This window comes from Acetobacter sp. P1H12_c (assembly GCF_018811975.1).
Lineage (GTDB): Bacteria > Pseudomonadota > Alphaproteobacteria > Acetobacterales > Acetobacteraceae > Acetobacter > Acetobacter persici.
The window spans coordinates 24,041-39,742 of the sequence record NZ_JACRVR010000013.1 but is presented as its reverse complement, the minus strand read 5'-3'; the positions used below and the strand labels follow the sequence as shown (position 1 = coordinate 39,742).

Genomic DNA, 15,702 nt, shown 5'->3' with positions numbered 1-15,702 from the left:
TGGCTGCCGTTCTACAGGAAAAATGCTGTGCCTGTAAGAGCGGCAGAGCATTCTGTTTCCACCCGGAGGGATCTGAAAAACCTTTTTTGACTCAGGTTTTCTCAAAAATAATAACATTTATTCCTATGAAGGATAAATGTTATAAGGCTACGGAAGCCATCTTTGATCAATCCGCCTTTTTTAGCCGCCTGCCGGGCCGCCCACGCGCCGTTTTTACAGCCTGAGGGCCGGAGACCGGGCGTGAGCGGACGCTCAGGTAATCAGAGATCAGGGAATCGCGCTGAGCGTCGCCAGTTTCCACCCGGCGGAGGTGTAGATGGCCGGGGTATCATCATCCGCGTCGTAGAGGGTGGTGCCAATGGGCAGGTTGCTCATGCCTTTGATGGCCGCACGGGAGAAGGTGGGCAGGCGGACACCGGCCGCGGGGGTTAAGGCACCGCTCAGCGTTTCATTCCCCGCTGTATCCAGCGCGCGCAGGGTTGTGCTGCCATTGGCGTCCCGCAGACCGGTGGCGGTGTAGCCGGTGGTGATGACCCCCGTAGGCTCCCATGCCACAGCCTGACCACTGCCCAGCCGCAGGGCCTGTGCTGTTGCCAGCCCGGACAGGTTGACCCCGATGCCAGCCGTGCCACTCACTGTCACAGCACTAGCGGAACTGTTGTTCACATGGGTGGTCATGCCGCTGTTCAGGGTGCTGCCCGTCACGGTTTCATTCCCGCTCTGGTCCAGCGTGCGCAGAGCAGCGCCACCCCATGTATCCTGCAATGTGCTGTTGGCAAAACGGGTTTGCACGGCTGCCGTCTGCTCCCACGATACGGCCTGCCCTCCGGCAAGACGCAGCGCATCCGGTGCGGTAAGGCTCGTGGTATCCAGCCCGATCGCGGCCTTACCCTGAGCCACAAAAGCGGATGCGGTGGGCTGGCTGAGGCTGACGACTGTCTGACTGTTATGGGCTGCACCGGGAATGGTCTCATTCCCCTGCGTGTCCAGTGTGCGGGCCACTCCGGCGGCGACCTGCTCTGTCAGTTTGCCGTCAGCAAAACGGGTTTGCACAGCAGCCGTTGGTTCCCATGAGAGGGCCTGCCCTGCCCCCAGACGCACGGCTTCCGGTGTAGTCAGGCTGCTCAGATTGAGACCGATCAGTGCCTGCCCGCCCAGTGTCCACGCCACACCGCTGCCGGGGTTGGCAATCGCGGTGGTGACATCCCCGTTCATGCCGACAGAAAAAAGCGGTGTGGTGTCATACCAGTAGCGCAGGGTATAGGCGGCGGAATCAAACTGAAAATGCGGTTTGTGATCATCACTGAACGCAAGATTCCGGTTTGCGCCAATGTTCAGCACCGGCGCATTATTGACCGGCGTGCTGCGGGAGAGGTCAATCCCCGCAGTATCAAACCGGCCTGCCGCATCAATCATGATGCCATACGCACTTGTGCTGTCATTATTGCCCAGCGCAATGCCTTTACCAATGCGACCGGGGGTGCCGGCGCTGTCTGCTCCGGCAATCTGAAGCTGGAGGCCAATACGCCAGTTATTGGGATCATCCGCGTTGGCGTAAATATCAATTTCCCGCCCCACCAGACTGCCTGCAATATTGGAAGGCTGGCCGGTATCATCACGGGTTTCATCATACCCGGCCCAGATCTGGGAGCGGGAGCCTTTGCCGTCCGCCAGTGCATTGGCGGGTCTCTGCGCCATGCTGGCCTGCGCCACATGCTGGCCGCCACCAAAGGCCGCACTATTCAGCACGGTGGAGTGGCACCAGACATAATCATTCAGCGCGGCCCCCACGGACGGAATGGTGCAGTTGCCTTTTTCCAGATTCATGACAAATCCGGCCGTGCCGCCAGAATGCGTAATATCCAGATCCTTGCGCAGCACTGGGGGCATATCCGCCGCTGTCTGGCCGCGCACAAAATATTTGCCTCCTTCCAGCGTGCTTTCCAGCACATCCGTGCCCAGACTGAGCAGCGGCCCGCCATCCGCCTGCAAGGTGCCATTCGCCTGCCACAGGTTAGGCGTGCTGCCCGTAGGGGCTGATTTCAGCGCAAGTTTTCCGGCGGGAAGCTGAATGACCGCGCCGGACGCCGCAGCATTTTTGGCAGCCTGAAGGGCGGCGGTATCATCCGTTTTACCGTCCAGCGCCAGACCGAAGTCCTTCGCGTTCAGCTGGTCGGCAAAGCGCTCGGCCAGCGGCCTGCCAACGGCCCCGGCTGCGCTAATCCGTGCGGTGGCGGAGGACAGATCTCCTGAGACCGGGGCTGTCATTACCCCGGTGGCATCCAGCCCCGCAACGCCGTTTGGACTATTTTTGTCCGACTGCTGCACGCTGCCATCCGCCATCGCGCCGATCTGGCCAATGGTCGCATTCTGCCACAAAGCCGGTACGCCGGTTGCCGCATCAAGCCCGCCCGGAGGCCGGGTGGGGCCATAGGTGGGGGCGCTGCTGGCCAGCGGGGACGCCATGAGAACACTGCGCAGACGCGCCGTTCTGGCGAGCAGAGGCGAGGCCGAAGCTGAGGAGGCTGAAGCCCCCGTCTGGGTAGACGCGGTTGCACCAGAGCCGGAAGACGGAACGGCAGATGCCGGTGTGGTGGTTGTGGTGGTGTTGGCGGTGGCAGTCGCCGCCGTATCCGTGGACTGCGCGGACTGTGTTGCCTGACCAAGCACCTGATATTGCGGGAGCAGATGGTTAGGCCGCGCAAATGCCGCAACCCCCGCCCCGGCCACAAGCGCGACACCGGAACACAGGCTGAGAAGAAAACGGGTTTTAAAAAGAGATGTCATGCAGACGTGCCTTGTGAAATGCAGAGATAGCCGCCGTTATTCCACCAGACACCGGAGATACCGGGATCTGTGGTGGGGAGGTCCATGGCCATCAGCACATGCCCGTTCCGCACCCCCAGACAGTCCAGACCACCCAGCACCAGATTGCCCTCCTGCGAGAGTGTGGCGAGACCATTGGGAACACCCTTTTGTGCCGCGACAACGGTTGACGCGGCTCCGGCCGCGCGGGAGGAGGCTGTCTGTGCCTGTGTGGCGGCATCCTGCGCCTGTGTGACGAGGGTTGAGACAATACCGCTCACCTGCCCGCCCTGTGCGTCCACATAGGCCTTGTTGACCAGATGGGTGCTATCCGTCGGCGCAAGAGCGCAGCTCAGCAAGCCTGTAAGCGTATCACCTGTTTTGGAAACGGCCCCTGTCCAGATGGCAGATTGCGGGACAAACTGCCCCTGCCCGCTGAAGATACCAAAAACAAGATCAGCCGGGGCAGGCTGAGACTGCACCGGCAACGCCGAAAGCGGCATACCACTGGGCGTGGATGCCGTGAAACTGTTTGACCCGGACATGGGTTCTCCCGTTACGCGATAAGATAAGGGGTTCCGGAGGGGCCGGTGAGGATCGCACCGCCCGGCAACGCCAGAGCATTGGGGGGCACGGGCGTACCATCGGCCAGACGCGGGACGGGCTGCGGCTGCGCCGCAGGCGTGTCCGCCAGAATGGCCACGGAGACAGGCTGCACGAGGCTACGCCCCTGCTGCGTGGTAACGCACACCTGAACCTGCTGCACAGTGCCCGGCACGCCGCCCCCCAGAAAAAGACAGGCCTGCCCCTGCAAAAGCGTGGCCCACAGAACGGTCAGGTCTGTCACGGCCCCGGTGAGCGTAAGCACGCGGGCGGAAACAGAGGTGAGGGAATCTCCTGTGCCATAGAGCCAGTTTTCCGGGTTCAGGCTGAAATCCAGATTATCGCCGCTGGCTTTGGGCGCCCATGCAAGGCAGAGGTCTTCCGCCACCAACCCCCGCAGGCGCAGGCCGGGTGGCGGTGTGAGCGGGAGTGTGCGGGCCGGGGCGGGCTGCCAGTTGGGAGATGCCAGAGGCGGGATCATGCCGGGGGCTCCGGCAGGGTTGTGCAGCTTGTCTCCTGCCCTTGTGCAATGCCCCGCAGAGCTTTGAGGTAATCCACCCACACCTGCGGGGTCGGGTCATTCAGGGCGCCATACTCTTCCCACACGGTCTGGCGGGCCGTGACCAGTGCGTTGCGGGCCTGTGTTGCCAGCGGCACGGGCGGGATAGGGGCTGTGTAGTCAATCACTTTTCCCGCCAGCACGCCGCGGCCCGTCGGCAGGCGGAAAGACGTGGTATCAGACCAGTCTTCCGCGCTGACGGGAAGCAGGTTTGACACAGGTGGCACGGTTGCGACGCTGCTCATCCCCCATGTATCATACCAGCCTGTTACCGGGGTGGGCTGGGTGGCTGACAGATCATACGCCGCATAATAACGGTCTGGATAACGTGTTTTTATGTCTGTCATTAGCGTGGTCCGATCGCAATAATCGAGACAGTTTCATTGGATGAATTACTGTCCGGCGGAATATTGATGGCAAATTGTGTGCTGGACCAGTTGTACGTCCATACATCCATATCCCCGTTCTGACTGGCATTGGCGACAACCGCGACAGGCGTGCCGGAAAACGCAACGGGGAACGTCACGTAATTTGTGCCACTTCCGGCATGGACAACATTAGGCACTGTAAACGCCTGTATGCGGTGGCCATAGGCCAGATTGATCACACGATTATCAGATGTTGCGAAGTCACTCGCGTAGGTTGTCGCCGCGACATAGTTTTGAAGGCTTGAGGCGGGCGCGTAATTTTGCAGGTCCGCGTGTGTGGCGTAATTCTGGAGATCAGATCTGGCGGCATAGTTTTGCAGGTCTGACACATACGCGACATCCCCGTACTGACTGTCATTCAGGCGCTGGTTCTGGCTCCACCGGATATAACGCCATGTCCCGTCATTAAATTGCAGGGAGAGCACAGCCCGGAAGGTTGTGCCCACCTGCTCCTGCAGGCCCATTGAAAACTGCCCGCCCCGCCCTTTGGCTTTGGAAGAAAAGGTTGGATAGTTGATATAATCCCCGATTTGCGGGTTCGTGGGGCTGGCCTGCGCAAAGACCCCGTCAAACCCTTCCTGCACCAGAGCCCCTTCCACTGTCAGCCAGGAGACAACGCCTCCGGACAAAGGCAGATATCCGGTAAACAGGTTTTGCCATGCAGCGCCTGACGCACCGGGGGTGGAGACGTTATCATCCGTTGTGGAAACCCAGAAGGTACCGGGGGTAGTCCCCGACACAACAGCACCGGCGGGATAGCCGCCGATGGACTGAGCAAAGCCCGAATCAAACATTCCCCAGCATCCGGCCTGATACGCGCGGAGAATTTTGGAAATAAGGTTGAGCAGGCCGTTCATATCCTGCCCGCGCGGGGGCACGCCCCCGGCGGAACGGGCTATAAAGGTTTCCGGCGGAAAGCCCAGCGCGAGCGAGGCCGTGCCATCCCCCGGATGGGCCTGTGTTGCGGGAATGGCCGCAATGTCACTCCCCGCGGCATTTGCGGCAATGGGTGTGGCGAGACGGGCGGGAAAATCAGACTGCTTCATGCATGCCCCCTGATGGCGTAAGAGACGGCCACACCGGCCGGACGCGGCAGAACACCGCTGCTCTGGATAATGGAAATCTGCACATCGGTCGGGATAAAATTAAAAACGTAGCTCATGCTCATTGTGCCGTGGTCTTCCACCCACGCATCGCCCTGCCCGGCAAACAGCGCCATGAGAATGGCGTTCAGGCTGAGGACAGAACCATCCGTGATATTGGCCATTGCCTTGGCGTAAATGAGCTGACGGAACCCTTCATCAGACAGGCGCACATTGCTGCTTGTCGCCGTGCCGTTATACCAGGGGGCCGTGTTAAAGCCCTGTTCCGTCAGGTCAGCCGCCTCTAAAAACCCGACGAAGTTTTCAGACGAAATTGTCAGGACACGCTGAACGCCGACAATCCGGCCCCACACATCCAGCCCATATCCCTGCGCCGTAGCGATGTTCCAGATATGGTCATACCACTGGCTGATCAGATCAACCGGATCAAAAGCCTGATTCCACGCGGTAATGAGCGCGTTGATCCCCGGCGCGCAGGCATATTGTGAGAGGAGTGTTTTCTGCACGCTCTGCATCAGACAAACTCCACGCTGATGGTGGTGCTATCCAGCGTCGGGATCTGGTTTGCCTGCATCTGCACGGATAGGCCCGTGGGGTTTGCGCTGGTGCCAAGCGTGATTTCCGTAATCTGGGCCCATCCGCCAAGAGACGAGACAGCCGCATAAAACCGGCTTGCATAGAGTGTGCTGGCAATCCGTGCGCGGGTTCCGCCATCATCCCCCAGAAAAACAGATTGTACGGCAGCCTGAATATCCGATGTCCCGGTTGACGGCACGGCAGCGGAGGCAACGAGACGCACTGTGACATAGACCGGCGTGGCAACAGGCCTTTGAAAACTGACTGTGTAGCTCGGCGGTGTTCCGTAGGTGCTGGCCGGGTCTGTGACCGTGACACTGGTGCTGCCATTACAGGCGCAGCCCGGTGGCTTTTTGCGCAGGATGGCCAGAGCAATGTCCGCATCCGCGCCGCCATTGACGCACACATACAGACTATGCGGCGCGAGTGTTACACCGTTGACCGTGACACTCGCGGCGGTGCTGTTATCTGTCACATAGGCATCCGTCACCCCGGAAACAGCCTGAACAGCAGCGGAAATGGCATCCAGCGGGCCAATGGCGTTTGCGGCAACCGATGTTTTACGCCGGGCCTCAAAGGCTGTGCGACTTTCCACCGCGCGGCCTGTAACGCCAGCAACCGGGTTATTCACCCCGCTCCACCCGGCCACGGACTGGCTGATACGCACACTGCCAGCCGGGCACACAACCTCCCCCGCGCTGGTGCAGGTAAAAAGCCCCTGCGCTGTGCCGGTGCCATCCAGTGTCAGGGTCGTGTTCGCTGTGTAGCTGTTGCCGGACTGATCCGTAATCAGCGTGCCTTGCGGAATGACTGTACCCGCCGCCCCGGTGCAGACACAGGTGACGGTTGTGGGCGTGGCAGGCAGGCGGGACATGAAATAAATACGCCCGATGGCATCCTGCATCCGGCCTTCAGCACGGGCCGGGTCCACGCCGTTGGCGAGGGCCAGAAACTGGTCATACGCATCCCCCAGAATGGCGGTGAGCGACATGGCAAGCTGGCCCTGTGGCGTGGAAAGGTCCGTTGTCAGGGTATTGCCAAAAGCGGCGTTGATATCAGCCAGAACGCCGGTGAGCATATCGGCTTCTTCCGGCATGATGAAGCCCGTGGCATCCAGCACAGGAGCCGGGACAGACGTGGTGCCGGAAGAGGCTGTACCGGAGGAGGACAGGCTGGCAGAGGGTTCAGAGGCTGACAACGGTCTGGCTCCCATCGGTAAGAGTAAGCTGGATCACGCCGGACAGGCGGCGGGCCGGGCTGAGGCCGGTGAGAACGCAGACAGCCTGCGCCACGCCGTCCACACCGAGGGCCGTCTGCTCAACATCCGCGCGGAACAGAGCCGCAGACTGAGTGCGCCCCAGAATGGCGGTGAGATAAGGCAGGCCGAGTGTAGTGTTGTACCAGCACTCCCCCAGAAAGACGCGCACCGCGCAGGCGACGTTCTGGGCGACGGCATAGGGCGCTGACGCGACGGCAATGCTGCCGCTGGCGTCAACCACCAGATCCCATGTTGATCTGTCGAGAAGCAGGGTTTGCATTCTGAGGGTCTTTTATGTGTGTGGGTGTGACGGAGGACGCGATGCGCTGAGAAGAGACGCTGCGGACAAGTGTGCCGGAACGCTATGGGTGACCACGCAGGGCCACAACCCGGACACCCCTGAAAACTGAATAGGGTTTATCCGCCAGATGCCGCAGCGGCGCAGGCAACCTTAGCGCCAGCGTGACGTTTGAAGAGCAGACCCCGTTCTGCACGCCCTGAACGCTGTGCGGCATTTTGTGCAGCCTAAAAAGGTGGCCTTAAGACTGCATCATTCTGAACTGAACCCTTATTGTATAGTCCAGCAGGCAAAGGCAGATGACCATGAGCGCCAGATCAGCCCATACTGACCAGACAACCGTGACGCTGGGAGAGGAAACCGTGCAGCGCGGTGCGGGCGGAGAAACGCACCAGACGGCGGGCGGTGACGTCCCAACCCTGACAACGCAGCAGGGTGTGCCGGTTTCTGACAACCAGAACACGCTGAAGGCCGGTGCGCGTGGGCCGAGCCTGACGGAAGATTTCCATTTTCGGGAAAAACTGTTCCATTTTGACCATGAGCGCATCCCGGAGCGTGTTGTGCATGCGCGTGGTTATGGAGCGCATGGTTATTTTGAACTGACCAACTCGCTCTCCAACATTACCAGCGCGGATGTGTTGCAGCGTGAGGGCGAGCGCGTTCCGGCGTTTGTCCGCTTTTCTACCGTGGCGGGCAGCAAGGGCTCGACCGACCTCGCGCGGGATGCGCGGGGCTTTGCCGTCAAGCTGTATACCAAGGAAGGCAACTGGGACATTGTGGGGAATAATATCCCCGTGTTCTTTATTCAGGATGCCATCAAGTTTCCGGATATGGTGCATGCGGTGAAGGAAGAGCCGGACCGGGCCTTTCCGCAGGCGCAGTCGGCGCATGATAATTTCTGGGATTTTATCTCCCTCACCCCGGAAAGCATGAATATGATCATGTGGGTGATGTCCGACCGCGGCATCCCCCGCTCCTTCCGCTTTATGGAAGGGTTTGGGGTGCATACCTTCCGCTTTGTGAACAAGGCGGGCCAGTCCACCTACGCCAAATTCCACTGGAAACCAAAAATGGGTTTGCAGTCGGTTGTGTGGAATGAAGCCCTGAAAATCAGCGGGGCTGACCCGGATTTTCATCGTCGTGATTTATGGAACGCCATTCAGTCCGGCAATTTTCCGGAATGGGAGCTGGGTGTTCAGCTGTTTGACGACGAATTTGCGGACCGGTTTGAGTTCGATATTCTGGATGCCACCAAGCTGATCCCCGAAGAAGTGCTGCCGGTGCAGCCCGTGGGGCGTCTGGTGCTGGACCGCATGGTGGATAACTTCTTTGCGGAAACCGAGCAGGTTGCGTTCTGCACACAAAATATTGTGCCGGGTGTGGATTTTACCAACGACCCGCTTTTGCAGGGCCGCAACTTCTCCTATCTCGACACGCAGCTTAAACGGCTGGGGGGACCGAACTTTACGCATATCCCGATCAATGCGCCCAAATGCCCCTTCCATACCCTTCAGCAGGATGGGCATATGGCCATGCATAACCCGAAAGGGCGCGTGAACTACGAGCCGAACTCCTGGGGTGGAGAAGCTGGCGGCCCGCGTGAAAACCCGGAAAAGGGGTTCAGGACATTCCCGGCGGACGTGAGTGGCCAGAAGGAACGGGTGCGGTCTGAAAAATTTGCGGACCATTACAGTCAGGCCCGCCAGTTTTACAAAAGCCAGACCGAGGTGGAGCAGACGCATGTGCAAATGGCCATCACCTTTGAACTGAGCAAGGTGGAAACACCCGCGATCCGCAGCCGCGTCGTCTCGCACCTGCGCACTATTGATGAAGGGCTGGCGAAAGCGGTGGCAGACGGTCTGGGGCTGGACACGCTGCCAGAGGCCGCACCACCCGCGCGGAAGGTGGTTGATCTGCCGCCCTCCCCGGCTCTTAGCATCCTGAAAAATGGCCCCAAAAGCTTTGCAGGCCGCAAAATTGGTGTGCTGACAACCAATGGGGCCGATGGGGCCTTGCTGGAAGCCTTACAGAAAGCCGCAAAAGCGGAAGGCGCTGAGGTCGAACTGATTGCGCCGCAGATTGGCGGCATCAAAACCGCTGATGGCAAGCATGTGCCTGCGGCCCAGCGTGTGCCGGGTGGTCCCTCCGTGCTGTTTGACGCGGTGGTTCTTCTGCCCTCCGCCGACGGCGCAAAGCAGCTTGCGCAGGACGCCGATGCACGGGATTTTGTGACCGATGCTTATGCCCATGCCAAATTTATTGGCTACACGTCTGATGCCCTGCCGCTGCTGAAACGTGCCGGTGTGGTCGATGATGCGATGGATGGGGGCGTGATTGAACTGAAATCCGGAAAAGATGCGGATGGGTTTGTGGCCGCCTGCCGGAAACTGCGGTTCTGGGACCGTGAGGCGTCTGTTCATTCTGTGTGAGCAGCGTAAGCAGGGACAGAAAATCTTTTTTCTTTTCCAGACGGTTACGAGCGGGAAGAAAACGGTCTAAGTCTTCCCGCGGCTCTGGGCTCTGGGCTCTGGGCTCTGGGCTCTGGGCTCTGGGCTCTGGGCTAATATTCCGCCTGTGTCCCGTGCTGTTCAAGAACAAAAATCTGATACTGCATTTAAGAAATATAGAAACCACGACTCTGGATTTCTCCGGGGTCGTGGTTTTTTATTGTGCGAACCAGCTTCTGCAAGAGACGCTATGGGAAAGGCTGTCTTGCGCTTTCGTGTTATCGAGCCCATTGTTACCGTGCTCAGCCTCACCTTAACCCTGCGGGGTGCCGGTTGTGCCCGAACCGGGCTGGACGCCGGGGTGGGTGTGGTGTGTGAGAGAAATACCGCCTGCGGTGGCGTCCTGCGAGACGGTGAGTGGGCCGTCTATTGAGACAGGACCAGTGATGTGCGTGGTCTGGGCATCGATGCTGAATGTGCCACTGGTTTTTAGCGCAATACCGTTTTCACTAAACCAGAGATAATCCTGCGGTGTGCCGTTGAGAAAGCCGCCGATATAGAGGGCGTCCGCCATATTCTGCTGCCTGAATGAGCCGGGGGCTGCACTGGCGCGGGCTGTTTTGACGTTGAAGATGTCACGGTCCGCTACCAGAGCGAGACCGATATCCCCTTGTGAGGGATCAAGAATAACGGCGCGGGTGCCCCCCTGAAGCCGGAAATAGGGTACGTTATACAGAATACCGTGCGGCGTGACGCGCCCCGAGGCGTCCTGCTGATGCACGAGAGGTTGCACATCCACCGTGCCGACCGGATTAAGGCCTGTGCCGGACACTGCTTTGACCTGCACGGGAATAATGGTCCTTCGGCCGGAAAGAAGCCGGGTGATAACTGTGTTCAGAGCACTGAAATCTGACGCACTGGCATCGGCCCGATTGAAAACAGGATAAGGGCTGGCGGACGCCTGAGACGCGCTCTGGTTCGGGGATGTTGGCGTGGCGGTCTGGGCTGGAGGGAGTGAGGAAAAGGTGGAGGTTTGGGTCATGCAAGGTGCCTCAGGACTGAGTGCCTCACGCTGCTACTGTCCGGCAGGGTTGTGCGACGAGATCCGTAAACCATGCGCCGTGAGGGGTTTCTGTTTGCAGGGTGTGGCGCACCTGTGTGGCCGTCCAGAGGCCCACCGGCACAGGCCCGCTTTGCTGCCCCGACCCCGCGGGCTGGTAGCGGCTGTGCAGAGCGATCAGGCTGTTAAAACTGATGCGCGGATTGAACAGCATCCGCAAAGCAAGCCCTCCGGCGGACCATGCGGGATAGCCGATCAGCCCTGTTTCCGCTGAGACCGATACAGCCTGCGCGGAACTGGCAGACGCGGTGTATGAGTCCGCGCCCGACGCGGCAATCTGACCCGTAAAAACAGCTGGCCAGACAGACAGGTCTCCGCGCCCAAGCCCGGCGCATAGCGGCACAGTATCCAGACACTGGCTGAGTTGCTGGCCGGGGCTTCCGTGAAAATACGGGTCATGCAGGACAAGACCGGGGCCGTGATACCGCAGGGTCAGACCGGCTTTGGCCGCAATACCGCCCAGGGCCTGCTGAGCGGAAACCGCGCCTTTATACCCTGTCGGGCTGGCAGGCATGGCGTTGGGAATGACTGTTGAAAAAGCCTGTGCAACAAAGGCGACATCCGGTGCGCTGGTATAATCCACATAGGCCAGTGTAATACCGCCCTGAAAAATGAGCGCCGTTCCCCCGGCTGCATCCGGAGCTGTAAGGAGAAGTTCGCTCGCGCTTTGCCGGGTGGGATCTGGGGTTGCCATACTCAGGCGGTTCATGACGTCCGGGGTCATACCCTCCACCCGCACTGTTGCGCTTTCTGCCGTAGGGAAACGGGCCTGAGTGACCTCGGCGTGTACGCGCAGGCCGGACAGGGTGATCGTATCTTCACCATCAGAACCAAAAGCCTGCGATAGCAGCCGGAACGTCACATCCACAGCGCGGTTCTGGAGCGAGGTTTGAGACATGGTGAGCGTGATCCGGATCCGGAGCCAGAGAATGGAAGGTCAGGATGACCAGATGGGAGCGTAGAGCAGGAGAAAGCGGGAACCGAGGCCGGTTGTGTCCGGGTCCTGCTGGCCCTGAGTGTCGGCAAACAGGAAATCTCCGGGCAGGCCGATTGCGGCGTCCCGCACCAGCCATGTGCGGTCCTGACACAGCACACCGGACAGAAGCCGCGTGGTGCCGGCATCAAAATCCGCATACAGGCCGGTGCTGCGCTGGCGCAGGGTGATCTGTACGAGGGTGCCGGAAAGCGAAACCTTGAGTGTCTGCGCGGGAAGAGCCGACAGAGGCACGGTGAGCAGGGAGGACGCGGAGACCAAGCTGCCCTGTGCTGCGGTGATGACGCCTAAGGACACCAGGGATGTTTGCTGTGATAGTGAAGACATGCGGAAACCACTCCGGTTATGTGGGGCTGGAGGGTGTTTGTGATATTTTAAGGAAAAATAGCGGATTGTGCGGAGTGCGGAGCACGGAGCACGGAGCACGGAGCACGGAGCACGGAGCACGGAGCACGGAGCACGGAGCACGGAGCACGGGAGTGCTTCTTGAGATCTTCCTCAAGGGCGTCCATCAAAAAAACCGACGTCTCTGATACTTTGTTTTGATATGCCCGCAAGAAGCCTGCTCCCCCGCCGGTGTGGGGCAGGAGAGCAGGAAAGAGTATGTTTATTAAAGCTGTTTTGTGTAGCCGAGCAGTTTTGTTTTCAGGTCAGCAGCGAGTTTTTGCAGATCGGCGTTTTTAGATTCAGAGCTGCTCCGATCAAGCGCCGGAATTGTCGTTTTTTTGGTGCCTGCAAGGTAGCGCACATAGCGTTTGTCAAATGCCGCACCGTGCAGGGCCTTCATCTGATCAATCACTTTCTGGCTCTGTGCTGAGGGCTTGGCCGCCAGTTCTGTCTTGCCGGTTGCCGCGAGTGTGGCCAGCGTATCGTGATTGGCTGTCAGATCCTTGACGATTGTTGTGCCAAGCTGTGCGATATCGCTCCGGGCGGCGTGCGTCTGGGCAAGAGTGGCCAGTGCGATATGGGTCAGATCGGCATCATTGATGGCGGCGGCGAGATTTGTATCAGCCACGGGAAACGGTTGTGCCAGAGCGGGCAGCGGGGGCGCGGGCGGCTGGCCGGGATTCATGCAGGCGCTCAGGGCAAACAGTGAGACAACGAGGGACGAGCAGGTCAGCACCTGATGACGGGACGGACGCAACATGATCAGCAAATTCTCCTTTGACCGCAGCAACCGTTTTGCAGGACAGCGCGGAGCCTCAGACAACACTCTTTAACAATCCCATGATAATAGCGTATGAAAAGGAAGAAAAGGCAATACAGGAGTGACGGACGCCTGATTTGAAGAGAAATTCTATAGAAGTCATAATACAAACGTCATATTAACACGAGAAAATCATATTTTGTCAGGAGAGAAATATTTTATGCGTCGTCTCTCCTCTTGCATTGCATGAAAAGAGCACTGTAGCGTAATAACTCTGTACGTCTTGATAAAAGCTTTTTGGACATGGTGTGAGGATAGTCGGGAAAATGAAGTGTCGTCTCTGGGGTCTGTTTGCGGTTACCTCGCTCTCTGTTGGGTTAAGTGGCTGCGGGTATTTTGATTCCCGCTCTGCCCATAAAGCACAGATCGCGATGCTCGGGATGACATCCTATGATCTTCAGGCCTGCGCGGGGCTGCCGTCAGCCACCAAACAGATTAATGATACGACGCAGATTTTTGTCTACACAGGCTCTCAGGCCGCGCCGAGCTATGGTGGCTCCACGCTTATCCCGGTGGGGGATATCTCAACCCTTGTCAACGTGCTGGGCGGCGGTGGCGGCACGGGCTGTACGGCTGTGATCCGTCTGGATAATGACCGCGTTTCCGACGTGCATTATACCGGTAATGATGATGAAATGATCGGCACGGACGGCGTGTGCTCGATCATCACCCGTGGGTGTGCCCGCCAGCCGGAAGGCACCATGAACCGCTCTACGGGCGGGATTTTTGGTCCTGTTTCGGCCTTCCACCCGCCCAGAACGCCGCAGCAGTCTCCCTCTGCGACCTATTCCAAACAGTCCGGAAATGTTGAGCTGAATACCGAGAAGAAATCTGCCGCACCGATTATTGTGCCGCGGACCCAATAAGAACTGGCCGGAAAAGGCTGATTTAACCGGGAAAAGGAGGTGTTGCGCTTGCAACATCCCTTTTTTTATTGATGGGCTGCATCAGATGTCTGGGGTGCGCCCGTAAGCCGTGAATTACGGGATGCCTGTGAAAACGCTTTTTCTGTCACCCAGCGCAAGGCCGTGCGGCCTTCTTCCTGTGTTAAAACCCCGGAATCCACATCCTGTCCGACCGTCAGAGAGGCGAGGTCTATTTGCAGTAATAGTCTCGACTGTGCACCGAGAGCCGCTGAGCCATACTGGGTATGGGCCTGATAAATACAGGTGAAGCGCTGAGACGCTGTACCTTTTGCAAACGGGTATTTTGAAAAACAGCCTGAGACTGCAGCGTGCATATCCCCTCTGCCATGATCATCCGCGCACCCCGGAAGCAGCAGACTGACAGTGAAAAGAGCAAGCACCCGCGCCCCGTGGAAAGACCATATGCACGGCGCCGGGCGGCTTTTATGGGCTCTGGCAGAACAAAAGGCGTTTTGGAGAAATGTCATGATCCGCGCATGTATCACACAAAATGAAAATTTCTTTCCAAGGAATAAAGAGGATGATGCCGGAAAGCCAGAGGCAGGCGTGTATTTTCCCGCTCTGGCATTAGGGCGCGACGGTATGGGCGCTAAAGCGTGTTTTTCAGCAGGGTTGCCGCGTCCAGAGTATTGTTCGAGATGCTGGCAGAAGCGGTCTGGAAGGAATACCCGGATGCCATCAGGGACCGTGCCGAGACAAGACCGGTGCAGATCGTGCGGCTGCCCTGCGGGGTTTGTGTCTGTGTAAAAGTCTGTGTGCCGGTCAGCCTGACTTCCTGAAGGGTGATTTCCACCATCGGCATGGTAATACCGTGCCGCGCGTCCCGCACCCAGCGATGGCCGGTAATGCTGACATTGCTGTATTTCCGCTCGGGTGTGATGACCGCGTAGAGTGAGAGGTCAGCTTCCAGCGCTGCCAGTGTATTGAAAAATGTCTTGCGAACATAAAGGGCTTCCACGCCTGCAAGGCGCGTGAGGTCCATCCCGGAAAAGAGGCTGGCTTCCGTGCCGGACAGGCCGGTTTCCGAGCCATCACACACCATCAGCACGCGATGCTGCCGGGGTGTCTGCACTTTGCTGTAGGACAGAAATGCGCCGTCCTCCAGCGGGGCTGTGGCGATGGGACTGCTACTTTCCGCCGAGACGGACATGACGCGGGCTGCGGACAGAACGCAGGTTCCGGCGCTGGTAAAAATACCCCACTGGCCAGCGGCCTGACTGATCATCAGATCATCCAGCACCGTGCCGAGGCTGACGGAGGCTGCTGCCCGGATGCCGGTTGTGACGGACTGCCCGAGCAAGGCGGGCACGCCTGCGGCAACGGGGATATCCCACACCGAAGGCAGGGTGACGGGCACCATGGGCATGGGAGACTTCCT

The 15,702-nt window shown here is 59.1% G+C and carries 17 protein-coding genes; 2 read left to right on the top strand and 15 right to left on the bottom strand.

What is annotated here, in order from left to right; genetic code table 11:
- Window positions 1–267 precede the first annotated feature (267 nt).
- The 9 genes from KP699_RS08820 to KP699_RS08780 all read right to left on the bottom strand — a co-directional run bounded on the left by KP699_RS08820 (window position 268) and on the right by KP699_RS08780 (window position 7,847).
- A complete protein-coding gene (locus KP699_RS08820; RefSeq protein WP_215762335.1) occupies window positions 268–2,787 on the bottom strand; it encodes a hypothetical protein in 2,520 nt (839 codons plus the stop codon).
- Window positions 2,784–3,350, bottom strand: a complete 567-nt coding sequence (locus tag KP699_RS08815; RefSeq protein ID WP_086655846.1) for a hypothetical protein — start codon at window positions 3,348–3,350, stop codon at window positions 2,784–2,786. The genes KP699_RS08820 and KP699_RS08815 overlap by 4 nt, the downstream gene beginning before the upstream one ends.
- Window positions 3,351–3,361: 11 nt before the next feature.
- The gene (locus tag KP699_RS08810; RefSeq protein WP_215762334.1) at window positions 3,362–3,889 is read right to left on the bottom strand and encodes a hypothetical protein; all 528 of its coding nucleotides are present in this window, start codon (window positions 3,887–3,889) and stop codon (window positions 3,362–3,364) included.
- Window positions 3,886–4,314, bottom strand: coding sequence for a hypothetical protein (locus tag KP699_RS08805; RefSeq protein WP_252346898.1), 429 nt, complete (start codon window positions 4,312–4,314; stop codon window positions 3,886–3,888). The genes KP699_RS08810 and KP699_RS08805 overlap by 4 nt, the downstream gene beginning before the upstream one ends.
- A complete protein-coding gene (locus KP699_RS08800) occupies window positions 4,314–5,441 on the bottom strand; it encodes a phage tail protein (protein WP_212376911.1) in 1,128 nt (375 codons plus the stop codon). The genes KP699_RS08805 and KP699_RS08800 overlap by 1 nt, the downstream gene beginning before the upstream one ends.
- Window positions 5,438–6,013, bottom strand: a complete 576-nt coding sequence (locus KP699_RS08795; protein ID WP_215762333.1) for a DUF2612 domain-containing protein — start codon at window positions 6,011–6,013, stop codon at window positions 5,438–5,440. The genes KP699_RS08800 and KP699_RS08795 overlap by 4 nt, the downstream gene beginning before the upstream one ends.
- The gene (locus tag KP699_RS08790; RefSeq protein ID WP_215762332.1) at window positions 6,013–7,287 is read right to left on the bottom strand and encodes a baseplate J/gp47 family protein; all 1,275 of its coding nucleotides are present in this window, start codon (window positions 7,285–7,287) and stop codon (window positions 6,013–6,015) included. The genes KP699_RS08795 and KP699_RS08790 overlap by 1 nt, the downstream gene beginning before the upstream one ends.
- Window positions 7,259–7,612 (bottom strand): hypothetical protein, encoded by a 354-nt coding sequence (locus KP699_RS08785; RefSeq protein WP_025826863.1) that lies wholly within the window; start codon window positions 7,610–7,612, stop codon window positions 7,259–7,261. Before KP699_RS08785 ends, KP699_RS08790 begins: the two co-directional genes overlap by 29 nt.
- 82 nt (window positions 7,613–7,694) lie before the next feature.
- The gene (locus tag KP699_RS08780) at window positions 7,695–7,847 is read right to left on the bottom strand and encodes a hypothetical protein (protein WP_215762331.1); all 153 of its coding nucleotides are present in this window, start codon (window positions 7,845–7,847) and stop codon (window positions 7,695–7,697) included.
- Window positions 7,848–7,935: 88 nt separating this feature from the next.
- Between KP699_RS08780 and KP699_RS08775 the strand changes: the two genes are divergently transcribed.
- A complete protein-coding gene (locus tag KP699_RS08775) occupies window positions 7,936–10,059 on the top strand; it encodes a catalase (protein WP_215762330.1) in 2,124 nt (707 codons plus the stop codon).
- Between the two features lie 331 nt (window positions 10,060–10,390).
- Here the strand turns inward: KP699_RS08775 and KP699_RS08770 are convergent, their stop codons facing one another.
- The 4 genes from KP699_RS08770 to KP699_RS08755 form a co-directional block, all read right to left on the bottom strand.
- A complete protein-coding gene (locus KP699_RS08770) occupies window positions 10,391–11,119 on the bottom strand; it encodes a Gp138 family membrane-puncturing spike protein (RefSeq protein WP_215762329.1) in 729 nt (242 codons plus the stop codon).
- 25 nt (window positions 11,120–11,144) lie between these two features.
- On the bottom strand, window positions 11,145–12,095 hold the full coding sequence (locus KP699_RS08765; RefSeq protein WP_215762328.1) for a hypothetical protein: 951 nt from the start codon (window positions 12,093–12,095) through the stop codon (window positions 11,145–11,147).
- Between the two features lie 39 nt (window positions 12,096–12,134).
- Window positions 12,135–12,518: a hypothetical protein gene (locus KP699_RS08760; RefSeq protein WP_252346896.1), complete on the bottom strand. Its 384-nt coding sequence runs from the start codon at window positions 12,516–12,518 to the stop codon at window positions 12,135–12,137.
- 283 nt (window positions 12,519–12,801) lie between these two features.
- Entirely contained in the window at window positions 12,802–13,338 is a 537-nt protein-coding gene (locus tag KP699_RS08755; RefSeq protein WP_215762327.1) for a DUF4142 domain-containing protein, read from the bottom strand.
- A 431-nt stretch (window positions 13,339–13,769) separates the two neighbouring features.
- Here KP699_RS08755 and KP699_RS08750 point away from each other — a divergent pair, with 431 nt between their 5' ends.
- Window positions 13,770–14,264, top strand: a complete 495-nt coding sequence (locus tag KP699_RS08750) for a hypothetical protein (protein WP_077931800.1) — start codon at window positions 13,770–13,772, stop codon at window positions 14,262–14,264.
- A gap of 65 nt (window positions 14,265–14,329) precedes the next feature.
- Here the strand turns inward: KP699_RS08750 and KP699_RS08745 are convergent, their stop codons facing one another.
- Both KP699_RS08745 and KP699_RS08740 read right to left on the bottom strand, forming a co-directional pair.
- The gene (locus tag KP699_RS08745; protein WP_215762326.1) at window positions 14,330–14,638 is read right to left on the bottom strand and encodes a hypothetical protein; all 309 of its coding nucleotides are present in this window, start codon (window positions 14,636–14,638) and stop codon (window positions 14,330–14,332) included.
- Window positions 14,639–14,913: 275 nt separating this feature from the next.
- Window positions 14,914–15,690 carry a phage baseplate protein gene (locus tag KP699_RS08740; RefSeq protein ID WP_215762325.1) on the bottom strand — a complete coding sequence of 259 codons (777 nt, stop codon included), beginning with the start codon at window positions 15,688–15,690 and terminating at the stop codon, window positions 14,914–14,916.
- Window positions 15,691–15,702 lie beyond the last annotated feature (12 nt).